This is a genomic window from Streptomyces sp. NBC_00285, from assembly GCF_036174265.1.
In the GTDB taxonomy this organism is placed as follows: domain Bacteria; phylum Actinomycetota; class Actinomycetes; order Streptomycetales; family Streptomycetaceae; genus Streptomyces.
In genome coordinates this window covers 6,165,315-6,188,921 of record NZ_CP108055.1, presented here as the reverse complement: position 1 = coordinate 6,188,921, position 23,607 = coordinate 6,165,315, and the positions used below count along the sequence as shown (strand labels likewise).

The window sequence follows — 23,607 nt, the reverse complement described above, 5'->3', positions numbered from 1 at the left end:
CCCCGAAGGGACGGCCCCGTGTGTCTCGGTGCTGAAAACCTCAGCCCAGCTTCGACACGTCCCGCACCGCGCCCTTGTCGGCGCTCGTGGCCATCGCCGCGTAGGCCCGGAGCGCGGCCGAGACCTTGCGCTCGCGGTTCTTCGGGGCGTACACGCCGCCCAGGGCGGCCTCGCGGCGTGCGAGTTCGGCGTCGTCGACGAGGAGCTCGATCGTCCGCCCCGGGATGTCGATGCGGATGCGGTCGCCGTCCTCGACGAGGGCGATGGTGCCGCCTGCCGCCGCCTCCGGAGAGGCGTGGCCGATGGACAGCCCGGAGGTGCCGCCGGAGAAGCGGCCGTCGGTGATCAGGGCGCACGCCTTGCCCAGACCGCGGCCCTTCAGGTACGAGGTCGGGTAGAGCATCTCCTGCATGCCGGGGCCGCCCTTGGGGCCCTCGTAGCGGATGACGACGACGTCGCCCTCCTTGACCTGCTGGGTGAGGATTTTCTGCACGGCCTCCTCCTGCGACTCGCAGACGACCGCCGGGCCCTCGAACCTCCAGATCGACTCGTCCACGCCCGCTGTCTTCACGACACAGCCGTCGACCGCGAGGTTGCCCTTGAGGACGGCGAGGCCGCCGTCCTTGGAGTACGCGTGCTCGGCGCTGCGGATGCAGCCCTCGGCGGCGTCCTCGTCCAGGGCCTCCCAGCGCTCCGACTGGGAGAACGCCTCGGCGGAGCGGACGCAGCCCGGGGCCGCGTGCCACAGTTCCAGCGCCTTGGGGGACGGGGAGCCGCCGCGGACGTCCCACGTCTTGAGCCAGTCCGCGAGGGACGGGCTGTGGACCGAGTGGACGCCCTCGTTCAGCAGGCCCGCGCGGTGCAGCTCGCCGAGCAGGGCGGGGATGCCGCCCGCGCGGTGCACGTCCTCCATGTAGTACGTGCGGTTCTTCGCGACGTTCGGGGCGACCTTCGCGAGGCACGGCACGCGGCGCGAGACCTCGTTGATCTCCTCCAGGCCGAAGGGGACCTCCGCTTCCTGGGCCGCGGCCAGCAGGTGCAGGATCGTGTTGGTGGAGCCGCCCATGGCGATGTCCAGCGCCATGGCGTTCTCGAAGGCCGCGAGGGTGGCGACGTTGCGGGGCAGGACCGTCTCGTCGTCCTGCTCGTAGTAGCGCCGGGTGACGTCCATGACCGTGTCGGCCGCGTCGACGTACAGCTGCTTGCGGGCCGTGTGCGTGGCGAGGACCGAGCCGTTGCCGGGGAGGGAGAGGCCGATGGCCTCGGTCAGGCAGTTCATCGAGTTGGCGGTGAACATGCCGGAACAGCTGCCGCAGGTCGGGCAGGCGTTCTCCTCGATACGGAGCATGTCCGCGTCCGAGATCTTCTCGTTCACGGCCTCGGACATCGCGTCGACCAGGTCGAGCGTACGGACCGTGCCGTCCACGAGGGTCGCGCGGCCGGACTCCATCGGGCCGCCGGAGACGAAGACCGTGGGGATGTTCAGCCGCAGCGCGGCGTTCAGCATGCCCGGGGTGATCTTGTCGCAGTTGGAGATGCAGATCAGGGCGTCGGCGCAGTGGGCCTCGACCATGTACTCCACCGAGTCCGCGATCAGGTCGCGGGAGGGGAGGGAGTACAGCATGCCGCCGTGGCCCATCGCGATGCCGTCGTCGACGGCGATCGTGTTGAACTCACGCGGGATGCCTCCGGCCGCTGTGATGGCCTCACTGACGATCCGGCCGACGGGCTGGAGGTGGGTGTGGCCGGGCACGAACTCCGTGAAGCTGTTGGCGACCGCGATGATCGGCTTGCGGCCGATGTCCGCACCGGGTACACCGGAGGCGCGCATAAGGGCGCGGGCGCCCGCCATGTTGCGGCCGTGGGTGACTGTGCGGGACCTCAGCTCGGGCATCGTCGCTCGCTCCTTCGCAGACGGCCGTCGGACACTCCGGGGACGGCCGTCGTATGAGACTTCTGACTTCTGACGAGCCTACGCCCGTCATCCAGGGGTCGGGACGGGGTGTCCGGAATGCGGGATGTCCGTCTCGGGGATCGGGGCCCCGTCCCGCGCGGTGTACGTGACCCAGGTCTCGTGACCCGGGCCCGGTCAGGAGCGCTCAGGGCCCGGTCAGATGGCCCTGCACCACCGGGGCCACCCGCGCGATGATCTGCTCGACGTCCGCCGACGCCAGCGGCTCCATCTTGATCACGTAGCGGAGCATGGCCGTCCCCACGAGCTGCGCGGCCGCCAGTTCGGCCCGCAGTTCCGCGTCCGGCAGGTCCAGCCGGTCGACGACACGGCGCAGCAGCTGGGTGACGACGAGCCGTCGGAAGACGGTGGCCGCGGTCTCGTTGTTCACGGCGGAGCGCACGATCGCCAGGATCGGCATGCGCGTCGCCGGGTTCTCCCAGATACCGAAGACGAAACGGGTCAGGCGCTCCCCCATGTCGTCGAGAGGACCGTCGGCGAGCGCGTCGGGTCCGCTGAGCGCGGGCGCGGCGGCGACCTCCACGGCCGCCGCGAAGACCTGCTCCTTGGTGCCGAAGTAGTGGTGGACCAGGGCCGGGTCGACTCCGGCGGCCTTGGCGATGCCGCGCACGGACGTCTTCTCGTAGCCCCGCTCGGAGAACTCCTCGCGGGCCGCACCGAGGATGCGGTCACGGGTGCCGGCCGCGTCCGATTCCGTACGACGGGGCCGACCACGCTTCCGGGCGGTGCCGTCGGCCACGGCGGGCTCGCCGGTGCGGTCACCGGGGGGCGGAGCGCTGTCAGAGGCACCGAGGGCCGAGGCACCGTCCGGGTCGCCGGCGGCCCGGGCACCCCCGCGGTTTCTCATCGTCGCGGCACCTTGACCGGCGAGGCCAGGTGGAGGCGGGCGAAGGCCAGGGCCTCGGCGAGGTCGGCCTCACGTTCGGCGCCGGACATCGCGCGGCGGGTGTTGACCTCGATGACGACATGGCCGTCGAAGCCGCTCAGCGCGAGGCCTTCGAGCAGCTCGGCGCAGGGCTGGCTGCCGCGGCCGGGCACCAGGTGCTCGTCCTTCGCGGAACCGTTGCCGTCGGCGAGGTGCACATGGCCGAGCCGGTCTCCCATCCGGCCGACCATGTCCAGCGCGTCGGTCCGGGACGTCGCCGCGTGGCTGAGGTCGATCGTGAAGTGCCGGTAGTCGTCCTTGGTGACGTCCCAGTCGGGGGCGTAGGCGAGCATTTCGCGGTCGCGGTAGCGCCAGGGGTACATGTTCTCGACGGCGAACCGTACGTCCGTCTCGTTCGCCATGCGCCAGATCCCGCTCACGAAGTCACGGGCGTACTGGCGCTGCCAGCGGAACGGCGGATGTACGACGACCGTGCTCGCGCCCAGCTTCTCGGCGGCCGCGCGGGCGCGCTGGAGCTTGACCCAGGGGTCCGTCGACCACACCCGCTGCGTGATGAGCAGACAGGGGGCGTGCACGGCGAGTATGGGGATGCCGTGATAGTCGGAGAGGCGGCGCAGGGCTTCGATGTCCTGGCTGACGGGGTCGGTCCACACCATGACCTCGACGCCGTCGTAGCCGAGGCGTGCGGCGATCTCGAAGGCCGTCGCCGTCGACTCCGGGTAGACGGAGGCCGTCGAGAGGGCGACCTTCGCGTCCGGGATCCGTACGACTGGTTCTGCCACGACGGTCAGCCTAAGGGGTTCGGTCGGGTGGGTACGGGGTGCCCATTGGCCGTTGTGGTGTTCGCCACTGGGCGGGCGGGAGCGCGTCGCGGGCGTACGCGCCCGCGCGATGGAGCCGCAGGTGTCACAGCCCCGCGCCGCTACAGGCTCTGCAGGCTCTGCGCCGAACCCATGTGGTCAAGTCTCCGCAGGATGACGCCCTCTCTGAGCGCCCACGGGCAGACGTCGACCGTTTCCACGCCGAACAGGTCCATCGCGCCCTCGGCCACCAGGGCGCCCGCCAGGAGCTGGTTGGCCCTGCCCTCGGAGACCCCCGGCAACTCGGTCCGCTGTTCCGTCGTCATACCGGCCAGCCTCGGAACCCAGGCCTCCAGGGACTCGCGCTTGAGTTCGCGTTGGACGTAGAGGCCCTCCGTGGAGCGGGCCGCGCCTGCGAGGCGGGCGAGCTGCTTGAAGGTCTTCGACGTGGCGACCACGTGGTCCGGGGCACCGAAGCGCCTGAACTCGCCGACCGTGCGGGCGATCTGGGCCCTTACGTGCCGTCGCAGGGCCCTGACGGCGTCCGGGTCCGGGGGATCGCCGGGGAGCCAGCCCGCGGTGAGGCGGCCCGCGCCGAGCGGCAGGGACACCGCCGCGTCCGGTTCCTCGTCGATGCCGAAGGCGATCTCCAGGGAGCCGCCGCCGATGTCGAGGACGAGGAGCTTGCCCACCGACCAGCCGAACCAGCGGCGGGCGGCGAGGAAGGTCAGCCGGGCCTCCTCCGCGCCGGTGAGGACCTTGAGCTCGACGCCGGTCTCGGCCTTCACGCGCGCGAGGACGTCATCGGCGTTGCTGGCCTCGCGGACGGCGGAGGTGGCGAACGGGAGCAGGTCCTCGACGCCCTTGTCCTCGGCGGCCTGACGCGCCTCCTGGATGACGGAGACCAGCTTCTCGACCCCTTCGGGACCGATCGCTCCGTCCTCGTCGAGGAGTTGGGCGAGGCGCAGCTCCGCCTTGTGCGAGTGCGCGGACAGCGGGCGCGCGCCACGGTGTGCGTCCACCACCAGCAGATGCACTGTGTTCGATCCCACGTCGAGGACACCGAGTCTCATATAGGGAACGCTACTGCCAGCCGGGCGTTCGGCTGTCTCCGGAGGGGCCTCGGGCGACTTACCCTGGACGCGTGCCAAAGACGAAAAAGGCGAAGGACGACAAAGCGGCCACAACTGGCGCCGGTTCTTCCCAGGTGAAGCCGCCGAAGCAGTCGCGGAAGGCCAGGAAAGTTCTGGAGGCCGACGAGAAGGGACTCGACTTCGCGCGCGCGTGGGTGGAGTTCCCGGATCCCGGGGACGACGAGCAGGTCTTCCGATGCGATCTGACATGGCTGACCTCCCGTTGGAACTGCATCTTCGGCAGCGGCTGCCAGGGCATCCAGGCGGGCCGGGCGGACGACGGGTGCTGCACGCTGGGTGCCCACTTCTCCGACGAGGATGACGAGAAGCGGGTCGCCGAGCATGTGGCGCGGCTCACTCCGGACGTGTGGCAGCACCATGCCGAGGGCACGGCGGGCGGCTGGGTCTCGGAGGACGAGGACGGCGACCGGCAGACCCGGCCCTTCCAGGGCTCCTGCATCTTCCAGAACCGGCCCGGGTTCGCGGGCGGAGCGGGCTGCTCGCTGCACATCCTGGCCGTGAAGGAGGGCCGCGAGCCGCTGGAGACCAAGCCGGACGTCTGCTGGCAGCTTCCGGTGCGGCGGACGTACGACTGGATCGACCGGCCCGACGACACGCGCGTGCTCCAGGTCTCGATCGGCGAGTACGACCGGCGCGGCTGGGGTCCGGGCGGCCACGACCTGCACTGGTGGTGCACGTCGGCGACCTCGGCGCACGGCGCGGGCGACCCGGTCTACGTGTCCTACCGGCCCGAGCTGATCGAGCTGATGGGCAAGGCGGGCTACGACCGTCTCGTCGAGCTGTGCGAGGAGCGGCTGGCCTCCCAGCTGCCCCTGCTGGCACCGCATCCGGCGGATCCGACCGGCTGAGCACTGCGGCGAGCACTGCGCGCCGGAGGGCCCTTCCGCATGGCTTCCGCATGGCCCACGTCCGCTACGGCCCCCTACGACGAGGACGGGCTCGGTTCGCCGCTGTCCGTCGGTGAAGGCGTGGTCGAGGTCGGCGGGTCGGACGGGGTGGGGTCCGTCGGGGTCGGGTCGGGGGTGGGCGACGAGGACGGCGGGTCGCTCGGTGTGGGATCCGACGGCGCCGAGGTCGTGGGGCTGGAGCCCGGGCCGGGCGGCGGCGTAGTCGCTTGGCCGGGGCCGGCCGGGGTGGGTGCCGTGCCGTAGCCCTGGATGGTGACGACCGCGCCCGCCGGGGAGATCGCCACGCGCGCGCTCCAGGGGCCGGACGGCTCGCGCAGGTGGTTGACGTACACCTTGATCGTCAACGACTCGCCGGGCTTCAGCGTGCCCGAGGACTGGCTGAAGTAGAGCCAGGAGGCCCCCGTGGTGGCCGACCAGCGGACCGGGGCGTCGCCGGTCGCGGTGAGGGTGACCAGGGTGGTGTCGCCGTTGTTGTCGGCGCCGACCTCCAGGTGTCCGGCGCCCTTCTTGCCGGCTCCGGCGATGCTCACGACCTCCACGGAGACGTCGGGGCGGCCGTCCTTGGTGAAGCGGTTGCCGGGTTTGGTGCGGGCGTTGCCGGCGTTCTGGTAGTCGCCGCTCGCGGTCTCGCCGTCCAGGCTGCCGGGGCCGTGCGCCTCGCGGGCGCTGGCGGAGTGCCCGTCGGCCCCCTCGCCGGGACCGCCCCGGTAGGCGGCCCACAGGGCGAGCACGGGGGCGGCGACCACGGTGGCGACGACGGTCGTGGTGACGGCACGCGCGCGGAGACGGTCGCGGCGGGCCGCGCGGTCCTTGGGGTCCATCGGGAAGCCGCGCCGGTCGAAGCGGGGCACGGCGGCGCCACGCGTGCGTGGCGGGTGCGCGAGCGCCATGTGCAGGGCCGTGCGCGGTGCTTCGAGCACGGGCAGCTCGGCCGGGGTGATCATGGCGCCGGGCCAGCGGCCGGGGATCGCCCGCTCGGCACTGCGGCGGCAGCGCGGGCAGTCGTCGACGTGGCGTACGAGTTCGCGGCGCAGGGCTGAGCTGAGCACGAACTGGTTGTCACCGGTGAGGCGGGCCACGCCCGGGCAGTCGCCCGTCTCGACGACGGCGAGGGCCGCGCGGGTGCGCTCGACCTCGCACGCGGCGGAGGCGAGCAGTTCGCGGGCGCCGGCCAGGTCCATGCCGAGGACGGCGGCGACCTCGTGGGCGGCCAGGTGGTGGCGTACGGCGAGTTCGAGCGCCTCGCGCTGCTCGGGGGTCGTACCGGCCGCCTCCGGCCAGGCCAGCTGGGCGAGTTCGCGGCGGCGGGTCTCCTGGAGCTCTTCGGCGACCGGGGCCTCGGTGGACTTCCGGGAGACTCCGTGGCGTCCGGCCGCGTGGGTGCTCTGACGTTTCTGCTTGGCCTCGGCCAGCTTGCGCAGACAGGCCCAGCGGGCCAGCGCGTACAGCCAGGACCTGCGGTCGCCGGTCGCGTCCGGGCCGCCGCGCTTCTCGGCGAGCGCGATGACGTCACCGAGGGCCGTGGTCGCCGTGTCGTGGTCGCACAGCACGGACAGGCAGTAGGTGAACAGTCCGTCCAGGAACGGCTCGTAGCGCGCAGGCGGCCGCTGCGCCAGCGTGCGCGCGGCACCGCGGTCACGCTCCTCCCGCTGCGCCCGGTGCGCGCCGGTGGTGCGGGTCGAGGTCTCCGGACTGCTGCTCATCATCCGTGGACCGTAGGGGGCGGAAGATGGCCCCTTCCTGCACCTTGAGCACTTTTACTCCGTACGGGTGAAACGATCCCTCAATAGGGGACGCGAGCCCCCGAATGCGTGGCTCGTTCCTGACGGGACGTGGCCGGTTCCCGCGCCGGCGTGCAGGTCGGGCGGCGGTCGGCGGCGGTGTTGTCAGTGGCGGCGGTTACGGTTCGTGCATGGCTGCCCGTACGAAGTCCGCCAAGGAGCGCCCGTCCTACCGCTGCACCGAGTGCGGCTGGCAGGCGGCCAAGTGGCTCGGTCGCTGCCCCGAGTGCCAGGCCTGGGGGACGGTCGAGGAGTACGGCACGCCCGCGGTGCGTACGACGGCCCCGGGCCGTGTCACCACCTCCGCCGTGCCCATCGGCGAGGTGGACGGGCGTCAGGCCACGGCCCGTTCGACCGGGGTGCCCGAGCTGGACCGGGTGCTCGGCGGTGGTCTCGTGCCCGGCGCGGTGGCGCTCCTCGCGGGCGAACCCGGCGTCGGCAAGTCCACGCTGCTGCTCGACGTGGCCGCCAAGTCGGCGAGCGAAGAGCACCGCACGCTCTATGTGACCGGCGAGGAGTCCGCGAGCCAGGTCCGGCTGCGCGCCGACCGCATCGGCGCGATCGACGACCACCTGTATCTCGCAGCCGAGACCGACCTGTCGGCCGTCCTCGGACATCTGGACGCGGTGAAGCCGTCCCTGCTGATCCTCGACTCGGTGCAGACGGTGGCCTCCCCCGAGATCGACGGCGCCCCCGGCGGCATGGCCCAGGTGCGCGAGGTGGCCGGGGCGCTGATCCGGGTGTCGAAGGACCGCGGGATGTCGACCCTCCTGGTGGGCCATGTCACCAAGGACGGCGCGATCGCGGGCCCGCGCCTCCTCGAACACCTCGTGGACGTGGTCCTGAGCTTCGAGGGCGACCGGCACGCGCGCCTGAGGCTCGTCCGGGGCGTCAAGAACCGCTACGGCGCCACCGACGAGGTCGGCTGCTTCGAGCTGCACGACGAGGGCATCACAGGGCTCACCGACCCGAGTGGACTTTTCCTGACACGTCGTGACGAACCGGTCCCCGGCACCTGTCTCACCGTCACCCTGGAGGGCCGCCGCCCGCTGGTGGCCGAAGTCCAGGCGCTCACCGTCGACTCGCAGATCCCCTCGCCCCGGCGCACCACCTCGGGGCTGGAGACGTCCCGGGTCTCGATGATGCTCGCCGTCCTGGAGCAGCGCGGCCGGATCACCGCGCTCAGCAAGCGGGACATCTACTCCGCGACCGTCGGTGGCGTAAAGCTTTCGGAACCTGCCGCGGACCTGGCGATCGCCCTCGCGCTGGCGTCGGCGGCCAGCGACACCCCGCTGCCCAAAAACCTCGTCGCGATCGGCGAAGTCGGCCTCGCGGGCGAGGTCAGACGGGTTACGGGCGTCCAGCGCAGGCTCTCCGAGGCACACCGTCTGGGCTTCACACATGCACTCGTACCGGGCGATCCGGGCAAGGTCCCGGCCGGTATGAAGGTCCTGGAAGTAGCCGACATAGGGGACGCCCTGAGGGTCCTTCCGCGAGGTCGTCGGCGAGAGGCCCCACGGGACGAGGAGGACCGCCGGTAGACTTTGCCCTGGTCTCGCCCGTCCGTACGAACCGAAGGTGCGGCACGTGAGCGGTCCAGACCCAGCGACCGGAGGAGAGCAGTGGCAGCCAACGACCGGGCAGCAGCTCCCGGAAAGTCCGGTGGGAGTGCCGGTTCCGATGGCCTGATGCGCGCCTCCCTGAGCGCCGTGGCCCCCGGCACCGCCATGCGCGACGGCCTTGAGAGGGTGCTGCGCGGCAACACCGGCGGACTCATCATTCTCGGCTGGGACAAGACGGTGGAGACGATGTGCACGGGCGGTTTCGTGCTGGATGTCGAGTTCGCCGCGACCCGTCTGCGTGAGCTGTGCAAGCTCGACGGCGGCATCGTGCTCTCGTCGGACCTGTCGAAGATCCTGCGGGCGGGCGTGCAGTTCGTGCCTGACGCGACGATCCCGACGGAGGAGACCGGCACCCGGCACCGCACGGCGGACCGGGTCTCGAAGCAGGTCGGCTTCCCGGTCGTCTCCGTCTCCCAGTCCATGCGTCTGATCGCCCTCTACGTCGACGGGCAGCGCCGGGTCCTGGAGGACTCGGCGGCGATCCTGTCCCGGGCGAACCAGGCCCTCGCGACCCTGGAGCGCTACAAGCTCCGCCTCGACGAGGTCGCGGGCACCCTCTCCGCGCTGGAGATCGAGGACCTGGTGACGGTCCGGGACGTCTCGGCCGTGGCCCAGCGCCTGGAGATGGTCCGCCGGATCGCCACGGAGATCGCCGAGTACGTGGTCGAACTGGGCACGGACGGCCGCCTGCTCACCCTCCAGCTGGACGAGCTGATCGCGGGCGTGGAGCCGGAACGCGAACTGGTGGTCCGGGACTACGTCCCCGAGCCCACCGCGAAGCGTTCCCGCACGGTCGACCAGGCGCTGTACGAACTGGACGCCCTGACCCACGCCGAGCTCCTGGAACTGCCCACGGTGGCCCGCGCGTTGGGCTACACCGGCTCCCCCGAGGCGATCGACTCGGGCGTGTCCCCGCGGGGCTTCCGCCTGCTGGCCAAGGTGCCGCGCCTGCCCGGCGCGATCATCGACCGCCTGGTGGAACACTTCGGCAGCCTCCAGAAACTCCTCGCGGCGAGCGTGGACGATCTGCAGACGGTCGACGGCGTGGGCGAGGCAAGGGCGCGCAGCGTCCGGGAGGGCCTGTCCAGGCTGGCGGAGAGCTCGATCCTGGAACGGTACGTGTAGGAGCTTTCAGGGATGCGGGGCCGTATCGGTTCTACGGCCCCGCCGCACGGACGCGGCCGGCCCCGCAACACCGCAGACGAACCACCGTCCGCGGCACCCCTCAGTCGTTCTCCAGCACGAACGAAGCCTGGACCGTGGCGTATCCGGGAGCCTTCAGCTCGACCAGGTACGTCCCCGCACCGGCCGACCCCGCGGAGGGCGTCGCGCACTGCGGGGCGCTCGGCTTGCGGTCCCACTTCACGGTGTACGTGATGCTGCTGCCGGCCGGCGCCCGGTAGACCAGGTTGCCCGCGGTGGCAGGGCAGTCGGCGGACGACCAGTACGTGTCGTCGGAGTCGGCCTGAGTGATCGTCAACACCGCGTTCTTCGGGCCGAGATCGACCTTGCAGTCACCGCCGGAGGAGTTCGTCGCGGTCAGCAGCAGGGTGGGCGGCTGGCCGGGTGCGTAGGCGTTGCGCTGACTGCGGACGGTCAACTTCACGGCGCCTGCCGTGCAGTTGGGGATCGAGGACCCGGCAGGGAGGATGTCGCCCTGGCCGACCCCGGTGCCCGCAGTGCCGCCCGCGCTGCCGGAGCCGCCACTCCCGGCGGAGCCGCCGGTGCCACTCTCGCCACCGGCGCCCGAGGTGGCCCCCGCACCGGCCGCGGTGCCGGAACCCGCGCTCGCCCCGGACCCGCCGGTGCCTCCGCCGGTCGTCGACTCGTCGCGTCCGCCCGGCGCTTGGCTGATGGCCGGCCCGGAACCGGACGGCCCGGGAGTGATCGTCGAGGGTGAGGGACTCTTGCCGTTGGACCCGTCGGCACCGTTGTTGCCGCCTCCGCCGCCGGAGCCGACGATCCATGCGATCAACAGCGCCAGCGCACCGAGGACGGACAGCATGACGGCCCTCCGACGCCAGTAGATGGAGGAGGGAAGCGGCCCGACCGGATTGCGCATAGATCCCACGGCGCAAACTCTACGAGAGATCGGTGAGTTCACCGTCCTCACCCGCCGCTCGGCGTCACAACTTTTCAGGATCATCATTCCGGAACCAACCGTCCCCTGAGTGCCCTTCGCCAGGCGTGACACGTGCCGACAGCGGAGTGTGACCGAACCGGCCCACCGGACACGGTCGGTGACCGTGAAGGTCGTCCCCGCGCGGGTGACGCCCCGGGGTCGCTCCATGGACAGGGTCGCGTTCGCGATCGCGTCCCTTGCAGCTCTGGCCATGGCTACGGCCTCCACCGGTTCCCGCCGACCCGTGCCCTCAGAACACCCGTCCGGCTGCTCCGGCATGGCAGGATCGGAAGGCCATGACTGCGCCCACGAAGCCCCCGCACAGCAGCCCCGCCGACGACAGCACCGATGCTCCGCTCGGAGCGGGCCTGCACTCCCCCGTCATCGACTGGTTCGACGAGCACGCCCGGGATCTGCCGTGGCGGCGGCCCGAGGCCGGACCCTGGGGGGTGATGGTCAGTGAGTTCATGCTCCAGCAGACGCCCGTGAGCCGGGTGCTGCCGGTCTACGAGCAGTGGCTCGAACGGTGGCCGCGCCCCGCAGACCTGGCCGCGGACGCGCCCGGTGAGGCCGTACGCGCCTGGGGCCGGCTCGGCTATCCGCGCCGGGCCCTGCGGCTGCACGGCGCCGCCGTCGCCATAACGGAGCGGCACGGCGGTGACGTACCGACACGGCACGCGCAGTTGCTCGCGCTGCCCGGGATCGGCGAGTACACGGCCGCAGCCGTCGCCTCGTTCGCGTACGGGCAGCGGCACGCGGTGCTGGACACCAACGTCCGGCGGGTCTTCGCGCGGGCGGTGACCGGCACGCAGTACCCGCCGAACGCCACCACCGCCGCCGAGCGCAAGCTCGCCCGCGCCCTGCTGCCCCCGGACGAGGAGACCGCCGCGCGCTGGGCCGCCGCCTCCATGGAGCTCGGCGCGCTCGTCTGCACGGCCAAGAACGAGACCTGCCCGCGCTGCCCCATCGCCGCCCAGTGCGCCTGGCGGCTCGCGGGCAAGCCCGCTCACGAAGGACCGCCCCGGCGCGGACAGACGTACGCCGGTACCGACCGGCAGGTCCGCGGCCGGCTGCTCGCCGTCCTCCGGGAGGCGCACTCACCGGTCCCGCAGGCGGTCCTCGACCGGGTGTGGCACGAGCCGGTGCAGCGGGCGCGAGCGCTCGACGGGCTCGTCGCGGACGGACTCGTGGAACCTCTGACGGGTGGTTTGTATCGGCTGCCGTTGACGTAGCCCCAGCTCGAACAGACCGACAAAACCACTGGAACCGGCGCAATCAACCGCGCCGGTTTACCCCTTTTCTGTTTCCGTTACACAACCGACGGACAGCCGATTGCCAGCCGAATGCTGGACTGGACAACCCCGTGACAACCGATCCGTAGCTTCATTGCCATGCCGCACACACAAGGCGGCGCAGACGCGATGAGAACCGGCAATGGCTGCCGGAACGGGGATCAGGAGGCGGTCGACATGGCGCAGGGCGAGGTGCTCGAGTTCGAGGAGTACGTCCGCACCCGGCAGGACGCGCTGCTGCGCAGTGCACGCCGTCTGGTCCCGGACCCGGTCGACGCGCAGGACCTGCTCCAGACGGCGCTCGTCAGGACGTACGGCCGCTGGGAGACCATCGAGGACAAGCGGCTGGCGGACGCCTACCTGCGCCGGGTGATGATCAACACCCGGACCGAGTGGTGGCGGGCGCGCAAGCTGGAGGAGGTGCCGACCGAGCAGCTCCCGGACGCCTGCGTCGACGACGCCACCGAGCAGCACGCGGACCGCGCCCTGCTCATGGACGTCATGAAGGTGCTCGCTCCCAAGCAGCGCAGTGTCGTGGTGCTGCGACACTGGGAGCAGATGTCCACGGAGGAGACCGCTGCCGCCCTCGGCATGTCGGCCGGAACGGTCAAGAGCACGCTGCACCGGGCGCTCGCCCGGCTCCGCGAGGAGCTGGAGGCCCGCGACCTGGACGCACGCGCGCTGGAGCGTGAGGAGCGGGAGCGTTGCACGGCGGCCTGACCGAACCAGGGCCCACCCGGCCGGGCCAGGACCCGGCTCCGGGGCGGGGGATCATCCAGGCGGCAAGCACGGTGGGGGTCGTGCTCGCCGCCCTCGCCCTGTTCGTCTCCGCCTGCGCCACCGGCGGTACCGGCACGCGTGACGAGGGCCCGGCGCACGCGGTCGCGGAGGAGGGTGCCTCAGCGGCGGACGCACCGTCCGTCGTGTCCTCCCCGCATCTGGACCGCACGGCCGCGGTCGCTCTGCTCAAGTCGGACCCGAAGGTCTCCGCGGCGGTCAAGCGCGATCTGAAGCCCTGCGTGGCCGACGAGTACCCTGTCGACCTGTTCTACGGCGCCCTCACCGGCGGCTCGTCCGACGACGTCGTCGTCAACGTCGTGACCTGTGCGGATCTCGTGGGCGTCGGCTCGTACGTGTATCGCGAGGAGAGCGGTTCGTACCAGAATGTCTTCCACACCGAGGAGCCTCCGGTCTACGCCGAGATAGACCGCGGCGACCTGGTGGTGACCAAGCAGGTGTACGAGAAGGGCGACCCGGTGTCGGAGCCGTCCGGCGAGAACGTGATCACGTACCGCTGGGTCTCGGGAAAGTTCACCGTGGTGTACCGGACCCACAGCGACTACAGCGATGTCCTCGGTACGGACCCGTCACCGCCGGCCGACGGCTGAACCGACGCCGTACGGCGTGAACCGATCGGGCCGTCCGGAACGATCCCTCAGTGACCGCAACGACACCGAAGAGTGAGAGCACCCGGATGGCAGACCAGACCCACGTGCTGTTCGTCGAGGACGACGACGTCATCCGCGAGGCCACCCAACTCGCCCTGGAGCGGGACGGCTTCGCGGTCACCGCCATGCCGGACGGACTGTCGGGCCTGGAGGCGTTCCGGGCGAACCGCCCCGACATCGCTCTGCTGGACGTCATGGTCCCGGGCCTGGACGGCGTCAGCCTGTGCCGCCGTATCCGCGACGACTCCACCGTGCCGGTGATCATGCTGTCGGCGCGCGCCGACTCGATCGACGTGGTGCTCGGGCTGGAGGCGGGCGCCGACGACTACGTGACCAAGCCGTTCGACGGTGCCGTCCTGGTCGCCCGGATCCGCGCGGTGCTGCGGCGCTTCGGGCACGCGGGCGGCGGGGACCGGGGCGAGGAAAGTGCCGGGGCCACCGCCGAGGCCGTGCTGACCTTCGGCGAGCTGGAGATCGACACAGGGGGCATGGAGGTGCGCAGGGCCGGGACGCCGGTGGCGCTCACCCCGACCGAGATGCGGCTGCTGCTGGAGTTCTCCTCCGCGCCGGGCACGGTCCTGTCCCGCGACAAACTCCTGGAGCGGGTGTGGGACTACGGCTGGGGCGGTGACACCCGGGTCGTGGACGTCCATGTGCAGCGGCTGCGGACGAAGATCGGCCAGGACCGGATCGAGACGGTCCGCGGCTTCGGCTACAAGTTGAAGGCCTGAGCAGGGGGACCTGGGGTTATGCGGGGGATCCTTCGGGGCCCGGTGACGGAGCGCGTGGCCGTGCGGACGGGGCTGAGGTGGAAGCTCAGCGCGGCCATCGCGCTGGTCGGCGCGCTCGTGGCGATCGCGCTCAGCCTGGTCGTGCACAACGCGGCGCGTGTCTCGATGCTGGACAACGCACGCGATCTGGCGGACGAGCGGGTGCGGATCGCCCAGCGCAACTACGAACTCACCGGACGGCCCAACTTCCCGAGCATCGTGGTCGACGACTCCCGGCTGCCGCGCGCTCTGCGCGAGAAGGTCGAGGCGGGCCGGAGGGCGACCTACGTCTCCGACCGGCGCGTCGGCGGGCCCGACATCTGGGCGGCCGTCCCGGTCAAGGGCGGGCACGTGCTGTCCCTGCACACCGGGTTCACCGACCGCAGCACCGACATCCTCAAGGACCTCGACCAGGCCCTGGTGATCGGTTCCATCGCGGTCGTCCTCGGTGGCAGCGCGCTCGGCGTGCTCATCGGCGGGCAGTTGTCACGTCGGCTGCGGAAGGCCGCGGCCGCGGCGAACCAGATGGCCAGGGGCGAGACCGACGTACGGGTTCGGGACGCGATCGGCGGCGTCGTCCGGGACGAGACCGACGACCTCGCGAGCGCGGTGGACGCCATGGCGGACGCGCTCCAGCAGCGGCTGGAGGCCGAACGCCGGGTCACGGCGGACATCGCGCACGAGCTGCGGACACCGGTGACGGGTCTGCTGACGGCGGCGGAACTGCTGCCGCCCGGCCGGCCCACCGAGCTGGTCCTGGACCGGGCGAAGGCCATGCGCACCCTCGTCGAGGACGTCCTGGAGGTGGCCCGCCTCGACGGCGCCTCCGAGCGGGCGGAACTCCAGGACATCCTGCTCGGCGAGTTCGTCGCCCGGCGGGTGGTGGCGAAGGACCCGGCGATCGAGGTCCGCGTGGTCCACGAGTCGGAGGTCACGACCGATCCCCGCCGCCTGGAACGCGTCCTGTTCAACCTCCTCGCCAACGCCGCCCGGCACGGCAGACCGCCCGTCCAGGTCACCGTCGAGGGCCGCGTCATCCGGGTCCGCGACCACGGCCCCGGTTTCCCCGAGGACCTCCTCGCCGACGGCCCGAGCCGCTTCCGCACGGGCAGCGCGGACCGGGCGGGCCAGGGGCACGGGCTCGGCCTGACGATCGCCGCCGGTCAGGCGCGGGTGCTCGGGGCGCGGCTGACCTTCCGCAACGTACGGCCGGCCGGGGCTCCGGACGGGGTACCGGCGGAAGGCGCGGTGGCAGTGCTCTGGCTACCGGAACACGCCCCCACGGCCACGGGAAGCTACCCGATGCTGCCGTAACCCAAGGCGGCTGGTCAGGACGGTGGATACCGGCGGAAGGCGCGGTGGCAGTGCTCTGGCTACCAGAACACATGCACGCGGGGAGCTACCCGATGCTGCCGAAAGCCACGGCGCCCGGGCTGTGCGGTGGATACCGGCGAAAGGTGCGGTGGCAGTGCTGCGGCTGCCGGAACACGCGCCAACGGCCACAGGGGGCCACTCGATGCTGCCGTAACGGCCCACGGCGCCCTGAGGCGGAGGCCGGGCGTGGTGCTGCTCTCCGGTTCCTGACACCAGCCCATGTCGGGCCGGTCGCGCCTGCCGTCGTCCGGAGCGGCGAGCCGCAGCCCGGTCCCGGCCTCCGGCACATGCGGCGGCGCATCTCCGTCCGGGGGCACGGACCCGCAATGGACCCGCGGCCGGGCATGAAGAAGGCCCCCGGGGCGGACACCGCCGGGGGCCTTCGGTTCAGGGCCGGCTCAGACCTCGACCAGCGGGGCCGGCGCCGGCTCGTCGGCGGACGTCTGCGGTCCCGCCCCCTTCAGCGGTACCTCCTTGACGAACACCGCCGCCACCAGCGCGGCCACGGCGACGATCGAGCCGAGCAGGAACGCCGAGTGCGTGCCGGACGACACCGCGTACTGGTACGCCTCCCGCGCCGCCGCCGGCAGCTTCGCGAGGCTCGCCGCGTCCAGCTGCGCGGACTGCTCGGTCACCTTGGAGCCCAGCGCCCCGGCCCGCTCGGACATGACGTCCTGGACCCGGTTGTTGAACAGCGCGCCCATGATGGCGACACCGAAGGAGGAGCCGAGCGTACGGAACAGGGTGGTGGACGAGGACGCGACGCCCATGTCCTTCATCTCCACGCTGTTCTGCGCGACCAGCATGGTGATCTGCATCAGGCAGCCCATGCCGAGACCGACGACGGCCATGAACACACCGGAGGTGAACCGCGTGGTTCCCGTGTCCATCGTGGACAGCAGGTACAGGCCGATGGCCATCAGGACGCTGCCGACGACCGGGAAGACGTAGTAGCGCCCGGTGTTGGTGGTGACCCGGCCCGCGACCATCGAGGTCACCAGCATCGCGCCGAGCATCGGCAGGAGCAGCAGCCCGGAGTTGGTCGCGGACGCGCCCTGCACCGACTGCTGGTAGAGCGGCAGGAAGAGGGTCGCGCCGAACATCACGAAACCGGTGATGAAGCCGATGATCGACATCAGCGTGAAGTTGCGGCTGCGGAAGATGTGCAGCGGCATGATCGGCTCGGCCGCCTTGGTCTGCCAGAACACGAACCCGATCAGCGAGGCGACGCCGATCCCGATCAGCTCCATGATCCGCGCGGACGTCCAGGCATACTGCGAGCCGCCCCAGGTGGTGACGAGGACGATGGAGGTGATGCCGACGGTCAGCAGCACGACACCGAGGTAGTCGATACCGGCCTTGGCCCGCTTCTTCGGCAGGTGCAGTACGACGCTGATCAGACCGAGCGCGACCACGCCGAGCGGCAGGTTGATGTAGAAGGACCAGCGCCAGCCCCAGTTGTCGGTGATGGTGCCGCCGACCAGCGGGCCGCCGATCATCGCGAGCGCCATGACGCCGGCCATCATGCCCTGGTACTTGCCGCGCTCCCGCGGCGGGATCAGGTCGCCGATGATGGCCATGACGCCGACCATGAGACCGCCGGCGCCGAGGCCCTGCACGGCCCGGAAACCGATGAGCTGGCCCATGTCCTGGGCCATTCCGCTGAGCGCGGACCCGATCAGGAAGATCACGATCGAGGTCATGAAGGTGGCCTTGCGGCCGTACATGTCGCCGAGCTTGCCCCAGATCGGGGTCGAGGCCGCGGTGGCCAGCGTGTACGCCGTCACGACCCACGCGAGGTGTTCGAGCCCGCCGAGTTCGCCCACGATCGTCGGCATCGCGGTGCCCACGATCATGTTGTCGAGCATCGCGAGCATCATGGTGATCATCAGCGCGAGCAGGACGACCCGTACGCTCCGCTGTGGCTTGTCCGGTTCCGTCTCCACCGTCTGTGTGTCCGCCATCGTTTCCCACTCCCCTGAGGTGCTGCGGTACTTCTCCCGCCGGGGCACTTACTTGCCGCCCGGCTAGTTGTCTACACTGGGGAAGGTAGACGCCCAACTAGCCGGGCGTCAAGTAAGTTTTACGGAAAGCCGAGAGGCACGAGGATGGGCGGCACGATGGACCGCACGAAGCAGCAGCGCCGCGGCAACACGCGCCAGCGCATCCAGGACGTGGCCATCGAACTCTTCGCCGAGCAGGGGTACGAGAAGACCTCCCTGCGGGAGATCGCCGAGCGCCTGGACGTCACGAAGGCCGCGCTCTACTACCACTTCAAGACCAAGGAAGAGATCCTCGTCAGCATCTTCGCCGACCTGACGCAGCCGATCCTCGACCTGATCGAGTGGGGCAGGAAACAGCCGCACACCCTGGAGACCAAGCAGGAGATCATCCGGCGCTACAGCGAGACGCTGGCCGGTGCGGCGCCACTGTTCCGCTTCATGCAGGAGAACCAGGCGACGGTCCGGGAACTGCGCATCGGTGAGACCTTCAAGGAGCGCATGCAGGGACTGCGCGAGATCCTCGTCGATCCGGAGGCGGACCTCGTCGACCAGGTCCGCTGTGTCAGCGCGATGTTCACCCTGCACGCCGGGATGTTCTTCCTCCAGGACCTCGAAGCCGACCCGGAGGCCAAGCGCAAGGCGGTCCTCGATGTGGCGATGGACCTGGTCACCCAGGCCCACATGGGCAGCGCGAAGGCGTAGGGCCCGGCGGGCGCGACCGACCGGCGCCCCGGACGCTCAACGCCGCACCCGCTCAACGCGTCCGGCACCCCACGCCTCAGACGCCCACGCCCACGCCTCAGACGCCGACGCCCTTGGCCCGCAGGAAGGCGACCGGGTCTATGGCCGAGCCGTAGTTCGCGGTCGTACGGATCTCGAAGTGCAGGTGCGGGCCGCTGGAGTTGCCGGTGTTGCCAGACAGGGCGATGCGCTGCCCGGTCCTGACGACCTGGCCGACCTTGACGCTGATCCGGGAGAGGTGGGCGTACTGCGAGTACGTCCCGTTGCCGTGCTTGATCACGAGGGCGTTGCCGTAGGCAGCACCGTCGCCGGCGCCGCCCGAGCCCGCCTTGACGACGGTCCCGCCGTGCGCGGCGACGACGGCCGTCCCGCTGGGCACGGCGAAGTCCTGCCCGCTGTGGGTGGACTGCCACATGCCGCCGGACTGCGCGAAGCTCGCGCTGAGCGTGTACTTCTTCACCGGGTCGACCCAGGAGGCGGAGGCCGGCGCGGCTGAGGCGACCGTGGCCCCCAGTGCGACCGACGCCCCCACGGAGGCGGCCACGAAGGCCACCCGGGTGCGCGGCAGGGACGTACGGGACGAGCGGCGGAAGACACGCAGGAACATCAGAACCTCAGGGAGCCGGGGACAGGAAACCACCCGGCGCACGACGGCGACCGGATGGTGCCTCCCTTGGTACCCCCGGGCACCACAAAGCCCAAAACCGGCAATTTACGACGGAACGTAGTAATAGTCCTGGCACTTCGGGGGGAAAGTCCGTACCTCTTCCCGAATCGCACCACTATTCCGCCTAGTAACGGACAAATCTCCTGTGCGGCACATCACCGGCAGCCCCGGCGTCCTGGTCAAGCTTTGTGACGCACACCTCTAGCCACCTACCAACCGGTAACCCTACGGTTCCCCTCGCGCCACCCCCGTCCCCGAACATGCACCTGACACCCGGCACGGACGTGAGAGGACCCCCACGAACATGACAAGCAGACGCCCCTGGGCGCGCCGCATCGTCGTCAGCACCGTCTCCGCTGCAGCCCTGGTCGCCCTGGCGGCCCCGGCGGACGCCGCGACAACCGCAACGAGCACCACCGCCACGACCAGCGCGGCTGCCGCGGCCGTCGACTACGCCACCTGGCAGACCGACTGCCAGGCCGTGATGGACCAGGCCCTCCCCTATCTGAAGTCCCGTATCGCCGCCGCCGGTTCCGGCGAGAAGCAGGCGATCGTCCTCGACATCGACAACACCGCCCTTGAGTCCGACTTCGGCTTCAGCTACCCCTCGCCGGCCAACAAGCCCGTCCTGAACGCCGCGAAGTACGCCCAGGAACACGGCGTGTCCCTGTTCTTCGTGACCGCCCGCCCCGACATCACCGGCCCCGCGACCGACTACAACCTCAAGCAGGTCGGCTACCAGGTCAGCGGTCTGTACGCGCGCAACTTCATCGACCTCTTCAAGGACGTCGCCGCCTACAAGACCGCACAGCGCGTCGCCATCGAGAACAAGGGCTACACGATCATCGCGAACATCGGCAACAGCGCCACCGACCTGTCGGGCGGCCACGCCGAGAAGACGTTCAAGCTCCCTGACTACGACGGCCAGTTGTCGTAACGGCCCATTAGGCTCCATCCGTTCACGCGATGCACGGGGGTGGCGGATGGAGCCCGCGGTACTGGGCAGCAAGCTGGCGTCCGGCCTGGTCGGCCAGCTGGTGAAGAGACTCTTCCGGCCGGACGGCCCCGGCGCCGGACTGGTCGACAAGCCCGTCCGGCTGAAGGACCTGGTGTCCTTCCGGGGCGAGAAGCGCATCCTGGGCGAGAAGGACGTGCACAAGCTCGCGGACCACCTGGTCCGGCAGGCGGTCGACTCACCCGGCGAACCGCCGTTCCGGACCGGCGAACAGACCGCCGTCGCCGACGCCCTGGCCCGTCGTCTCCTCGCCCTCGGCGACCTGGACATGGACGACGTACAGGCCGTACGCCTCGGCTTTCGCGAACTGGCCAGGAAGCTGCACCACGAGGCCCCCGCGCCCGACGGACTCTCGGCCGACGCCTGCCACTTCCTCGACTCCGCGACCGAGTGGGCGTGCCTGCAGATCCTGGAGTTCTTCACCCGCCGCTCCACCTTCGTGGCACGCACCCTCGTGGAGCAGACCCGAACACAGGCCGAACTCATCGCGAAGATCGACGGGTTGATCGCCCGCAGCCCGCGTCCCGGCGCCCAGGACCGCTCCTTCGAACGCCGCTATCTGCCCTACGTCGCCGACCGCCACAACCACATCACCATCTACGGCGTCGACCTGCGCGACTCCCCGGACCGCTGGCCCCTGGAGGTCGCCTACCTCAGCCTGGAGGCGACGACGGCGGAGGAGCTCCCGGAGGAACACCCCCGTACCACCACGCTCCCCGTCCAACTCCCCGCCGAGGAAGCCCTGTTCCTCCACGACCGGATCCTGCTGCGCGGCGACGCGGGCTCCGGCAAGACGACGCTGGTGCAGTGGCTGGCGGTCACTTCCGCGCGCGAGGGCACCCAGATCCCGTACGTCCTTCCGCTGCGCACCCTGATCCGGGCGGACGCGCTGCCCGCACCGACCGCCTTCCTCTCCGCGGTCGGCTGCCCGCTGCCGCCCCCCGACGGCTGGACCGAGCGCGTCCTCGGGGCCGGCCGGGCGCTCGTCCTGATCGACGGCCTGGACGAGATCCCCACCGCCGACCGCCACCGCACCCGCGACTGGCTCCTAGGCCTGATCCGCGCCTATCCCGGCAACCGCTGGCTCCTCACGTCCCGCCCCACCGCCGTCCGCCAGGACTGGCTGGCCACCGAGGGCTTCCGCGAGCTGGCCCTCGCCCCGATGCGCCGCACCGGGGTGGCGACGTTCGTCCACCGCTGGCACAGCGCGGCCGGGGCCTCGGAGTTCGAGGGCCCCCTCCTCGACAGCCTGCGCACCAAACGCGACCTCGCCCGCCTCGCCACCAACCCCCTGATGTGCGGCCTGATCTGCGCCCTGCACCGGGAGCGGCGCGGCTATCTCCCCACCGGCCGCAAGGAGTTGTACGACGCCGCCCTGACGATGCTGCTCGCCCGCCGTGACCGGGAGCGGGGGCTGGCGATGGCGGACGAGGTGGAGCTCGGCGAGGAGGTCCAGCTGGAGCTGCTGCAACGCCTCGCGTACGCACTGGTGTTGAGCAACCGGACGGAGATGGAGGTGGAGACGGCCGAGGCGATCGTCGACCGCGCGCTTCCGTCGATCACGCTCCCGGGCCGGGCCGGGAACGCGGCAACAGTCCTGCGGACCCTGCTCCTGCGCAGCGGACTGGTCCGCCAACCCGCGGCCGGGGTCGTGGACTTCGTCCACCGCACCTTCCAGGACTACCTGGGCGCCAGATACGCGGTCGAGGAGGGCCACCTGGACGTCCTGGCCGGTCACGCCGACGACGCCCAGTGGGAGGACGTGATCCGCATGGCGGTCGGCCACGCCCGCCCCCGCGAACGGGCGTCTCTGATACGGCAGCTGCTCGCCAGGGACGTCCCCCGGCTGACCCTGCTGGCGCTGGCATGTCTGGAGCACACGGCGGCACTGGACGCCTCGGTGCGCACCGAGGTGGAGAACCGGGCAGCGTCCCTGATCCCGCCGTGCTCGAAGGAGGACGCGAGGGCCCTGGCGGAGGCGGGTCCGCTGGTGCTGGAGCTGCTGCCGGGCCCACAGGGGCTGTCGGCCGAACAGGCGCTGGGCGTCACGATCACCGCCTCCCTGCTCGCCGCCGAGGAACCCGCGGGGGCGTTGGCGGTGCTGCGACGGTTCCGCGAGCACCCGGACCTCGAGGTACGTCGGCAGCTCGCGGGGACCTGGAGCCGCTTCGACACCCCGGAGTACGCGGCGGAGGTGCTGGATCACCTGCCCCGCCCGAGCCTCTTCCTCACCTGCGAGTCCCCCGGGCAGCGGGCCGCGCTGGCGGACATGCGGCCCTGGCGGGGCCTCGCGTTCCTCGGCGAGCACGCACCCGAGGACATCCTGTCCGCCGTACCGGATCCCGGGGACGTGACCCTCCTCGACCTGCGGGACAACCCCTTGATCACCGGCCTCGACGCGCTGCTGCCCTTCGGGTCCCTGCATGATCTGCAGCTGGCCCGCTGCCCGGGCGCACACGGCCTGGACCGGCTGGCGGAGCTTCCGCTGGCCGAACTGATCTGCGGGCGGATCGCCGGCCTCGACGGCCTCGGGTCGCTGCACTCACTGACGCGGCTCACCCTGGAGCAGGAAATCCCCGGCCGGAGCCTCACCGACGTCCTGCCGGTCGACGCGGACCTGCGGTTCCTCTTCCTCGGCCGGCACACCACGAACCGCACCGGCCTGCGCGGCCTGGAGCACTGGAGCGGTCTCACGGCACTCAGCCTCGGACCACTGACCACGGAGCTGACGGCGGAGGACTGGCGGGCGGTGGCCGCACTGCCCGCGCTGAGCCAGCTGCACCTGAACGCACGGATCCTGCGGGATCTGCCACGCTCCGTCGAGCGCATGCCGGTGCTGCCGAACATCCGCGACCTACGGCTGCCCGGCCTGCTCGGCACCGAGGACATCGCCGCACTCGCGGGCCGGCTGCCGGGACTGCGCTCGCTGGTCCTGCAGAACATGCCGGGGCATGCCTTTCCCCTGTTCCGCTTCTCCGATCACTTCCCCGGAGTGGACGTCAGCCTGCACAGGCGCTGAGAAACGGTGAGGGGCCGGCGCCCGAAGGCACCG

General features: G+C 71.1%; 19 protein-coding genes. 11 read left to right on the top strand and 8 right to left on the bottom strand.

Annotated features, from left to right (window positions below; translation table 11 throughout):
• Positions 1-40: 40 nt before the first annotated feature.
• The 4 genes from ilvD to OHT57_RS28685 all read right to left on the bottom strand — a co-directional run bounded on the left by ilvD (position 41) and on the right by OHT57_RS28685 (position 4,731).
• Positions 41-1,894 (bottom strand): dihydroxy-acid dehydratase, encoded by a 1,854-nt coding sequence (gene ilvD, locus OHT57_RS28700; protein WP_328749425.1) that lies wholly within the window; start codon positions 1,892-1,894, stop codon positions 41-43.
• A 205-nt stretch (positions 1,895-2,099) separates the two neighbouring features.
• Complete coding sequence (locus OHT57_RS28695) at positions 2,100-2,711, bottom strand: TetR/AcrR family transcriptional regulator (protein ID WP_328753355.1); 612 nt, start codon at positions 2,709-2,711, stop codon at positions 2,100-2,102.
• Positions 2,712-2,815: 104 nt separating this feature from the next.
• Positions 2,816-3,640: a sugar phosphate isomerase/epimerase family protein gene (locus OHT57_RS28690; protein ID WP_328749424.1), complete on the bottom strand. Its 825-nt coding sequence runs from the start codon at positions 3,638-3,640 to the stop codon at positions 2,816-2,818.
• A 140-nt stretch (positions 3,641-3,780) separates the two neighbouring features.
• A complete protein-coding gene (locus OHT57_RS28685; RefSeq protein ID WP_328749423.1) occupies positions 3,781-4,731 on the bottom strand; it encodes a Ppx/GppA phosphatase family protein in 951 nt (316 codons plus the stop codon).
• Between the two features lie 71 nt (positions 4,732-4,802).
• On the opposite strand from OHT57_RS28685, the gene OHT57_RS28680 reads away from it, so the two are divergent.
• Positions 4,803-5,660, top strand: a complete 858-nt coding sequence (locus tag OHT57_RS28680) for a hypothetical protein (protein ID WP_443053495.1) — start codon at positions 4,803-4,805, stop codon at positions 5,658-5,660.
• 74 nt (positions 5,661-5,734) lie between these two features.
• Here OHT57_RS28680 and OHT57_RS28675 read toward each other — a convergent pair whose 3' ends face one another.
• The gene (locus OHT57_RS28675) at positions 5,735-7,426 is read right to left on the bottom strand and encodes a BACON domain-containing protein (RefSeq protein WP_328749422.1); all 1,692 of its coding nucleotides are present in this window, start codon (positions 7,424-7,426) and stop codon (positions 5,735-5,737) included.
• A 206-nt stretch (positions 7,427-7,632) separates the two neighbouring features.
• Between OHT57_RS28675 and radA the strand changes: the two genes are divergently transcribed.
• On the top strand, positions 7,633-9,042 hold the full coding sequence (gene radA / locus OHT57_RS28670; protein ID WP_328749421.1) for a DNA repair protein RadA: 1,410 nt from the start codon (positions 7,633-7,635) through the stop codon (positions 9,040-9,042).
• Positions 9,043-9,123: 81 nt separating this feature from the next.
• The gene (disA, locus tag OHT57_RS28665) at positions 9,124-10,248 is read left to right on the top strand and encodes a DNA integrity scanning diadenylate cyclase DisA (RefSeq protein WP_328749420.1); all 1,125 of its coding nucleotides are present in this window, start codon (positions 9,124-9,126) and stop codon (positions 10,246-10,248) included.
• A 100-nt stretch (positions 10,249-10,348) separates the two neighbouring features.
• Here the strand turns inward: disA and OHT57_RS28660 are convergent, their stop codons facing one another.
• On the bottom strand, positions 10,349-11,194 hold the full coding sequence (locus tag OHT57_RS28660) for a hypothetical protein (RefSeq protein WP_328749419.1): 846 nt from the start codon (positions 11,192-11,194) through the stop codon (positions 10,349-10,351).
• A 347-nt stretch (positions 11,195-11,541) separates the two neighbouring features.
• Here OHT57_RS28660 and OHT57_RS28655 point away from each other — a divergent pair, with 347 nt between their 5' ends.
• The 5 genes from OHT57_RS28655 to cseC all read left to right on the top strand — a co-directional run bounded on the left by OHT57_RS28655 (position 11,542) and on the right by cseC (position 16,069).
• Entirely contained in the window at positions 11,542-12,477 is a 936-nt protein-coding gene (locus OHT57_RS28655) for an A/G-specific adenine glycosylase (RefSeq protein ID WP_328749418.1), read from the top strand.
• A 237-nt stretch (positions 12,478-12,714) separates the two neighbouring features.
• Entirely contained in the window at positions 12,715-13,257 is a 543-nt protein-coding gene (locus OHT57_RS28650) for a SigE family RNA polymerase sigma factor (protein WP_328749417.1), read from the top strand.
• On the top strand, positions 13,242-13,925 hold the full coding sequence (locus OHT57_RS28645) for a hypothetical protein (RefSeq protein ID WP_328749416.1): 684 nt from the start codon (positions 13,242-13,244) through the stop codon (positions 13,923-13,925). Before OHT57_RS28650 ends, OHT57_RS28645 begins: the two co-directional genes overlap by 16 nt.
• Before the next feature lie 86 nt (positions 13,926-14,011).
• Positions 14,012-14,716 (top strand): two-component system response regulator CseB, encoded by a 705-nt coding sequence (cseB, locus tag OHT57_RS28640; RefSeq protein ID WP_328749415.1) that lies wholly within the window; start codon positions 14,012-14,014, stop codon positions 14,714-14,716.
• 18 nt (positions 14,717-14,734) lie between these two features.
• On the top strand, positions 14,735-16,069 hold the full coding sequence (gene cseC, locus OHT57_RS28635) for a two-component system sensor histidine kinase CseC (RefSeq protein ID WP_328749414.1): 1,335 nt from the start codon (positions 14,735-14,737) through the stop codon (positions 16,067-16,069).
• A 458-nt stretch (positions 16,070-16,527) separates the two neighbouring features.
• On the opposite strand, the gene OHT57_RS28630 is transcribed toward cseC, so the two are convergent.
• Positions 16,528-18,093: an MDR family MFS transporter gene (locus tag OHT57_RS28630; protein ID WP_328749413.1), complete on the bottom strand. Its 1,566-nt coding sequence runs from the start codon at positions 18,091-18,093 to the stop codon at positions 16,528-16,530.
• 144 nt (positions 18,094-18,237) lie between these two features.
• On the opposite strand from OHT57_RS28630, the gene OHT57_RS28625 reads away from it, so the two are divergent.
• A complete protein-coding gene (locus tag OHT57_RS28625) occupies positions 18,238-18,834 on the top strand; it encodes a TetR/AcrR family transcriptional regulator (RefSeq protein ID WP_328749412.1) in 597 nt (198 codons plus the stop codon).
• Positions 18,835-18,931: 97 nt separating this feature from the next.
• On the opposite strand, the gene OHT57_RS28620 is transcribed toward OHT57_RS28625, so the two are convergent.
• Complete coding sequence (locus tag OHT57_RS28620) at positions 18,932-19,480, bottom strand: M23 family metallopeptidase (RefSeq protein WP_328749411.1); 549 nt, start codon at positions 19,478-19,480, stop codon at positions 18,932-18,934.
• 364 nt (positions 19,481-19,844) lie between these two features.
• On the opposite strand from OHT57_RS28620, the gene OHT57_RS28615 reads away from it, so the two are divergent.
• Together OHT57_RS28615 and OHT57_RS28610 are read left to right on the top strand one after the other, a co-directional pair.
• Complete coding sequence (locus tag OHT57_RS28615; protein ID WP_328749410.1) at positions 19,845-20,477, top strand: HAD family acid phosphatase; 633 nt, start codon at positions 19,845-19,847, stop codon at positions 20,475-20,477.
• Between the two features lie 46 nt (positions 20,478-20,523).
• On the top strand, positions 20,524-23,574 hold the full coding sequence (locus OHT57_RS28610; protein WP_328749409.1) for an NACHT domain-containing protein: 3,051 nt from the start codon (positions 20,524-20,526) through the stop codon (positions 23,572-23,574).
• Positions 23,575-23,607: the final 33 nt, after the last annotated feature.

Excerpts from the sequence above, each read along its gene's own strand:
- ilvD (WP_328749425.1), bottom strand. The coding sequence starts at position 1,894 with ATGCCCGAGCTGAGGTCCCGCACAGTCACCCACGGCCGCAACATGGCG.
- OHT57_RS28685 (WP_328749423.1), bottom strand. The coding sequence starts at position 4,731 with ATGAGACTCGGTGTCCTCGACGTGGGATCGAACACAGTGCATCTGCTG.
- OHT57_RS28675 (WP_328749422.1), bottom strand. The coding sequence starts at position 7,426 with ATGATGAGCAGCAGTCCGGAGACCTCGACCCGCACCACCGGCGCGCAC.
- radA (WP_328749421.1), top strand. The coding sequence starts at position 7,633 with ATGGCTGCCCGTACGAAGTCCGCCAAGGAGCGCCCGTCCTACCGCTGC.
- OHT57_RS28655 (WP_328749418.1), top strand. The coding sequence starts at position 11,542 with ATGACTGCGCCCACGAAGCCCCCGCACAGCAGCCCCGCCGACGACAGC.
- OHT57_RS28650 (WP_328749417.1), top strand. The coding sequence starts at position 12,715 with ATGGCGCAGGGCGAGGTGCTCGAGTTCGAGGAGTACGTCCGCACCCGG.
- cseB (WP_328749415.1), top strand. The coding sequence starts at position 14,012 with ATGGCAGACCAGACCCACGTGCTGTTCGTCGAGGACGACGACGTCATC.
- cseC (WP_328749414.1), top strand. The coding sequence starts at position 14,735 with ATGCGGGGGATCCTTCGGGGCCCGGTGACGGAGCGCGTGGCCGTGCGG.
- OHT57_RS28630 (WP_328749413.1), bottom strand. The coding sequence starts at position 18,093 with ATGGCGGACACACAGACGGTGGAGACGGAACCGGACAAGCCACAGCGG.
- OHT57_RS28625 (WP_328749412.1), top strand. The coding sequence starts at position 18,238 with ATGGGCGGCACGATGGACCGCACGAAGCAGCAGCGCCGCGGCAACACG.
- OHT57_RS28620 (WP_328749411.1), bottom strand. The coding sequence starts at position 19,480 with ATGTTCCTGCGTGTCTTCCGCCGCTCGTCCCGTACGTCCCTGCCGCGC.
- OHT57_RS28615 (WP_328749410.1), top strand. The coding sequence starts at position 19,845 with ATGACAAGCAGACGCCCCTGGGCGCGCCGCATCGTCGTCAGCACCGTC.
- OHT57_RS28610 (WP_328749409.1), top strand. The coding sequence starts at position 20,524 with ATGGAGCCCGCGGTACTGGGCAGCAAGCTGGCGTCCGGCCTGGTCGGC.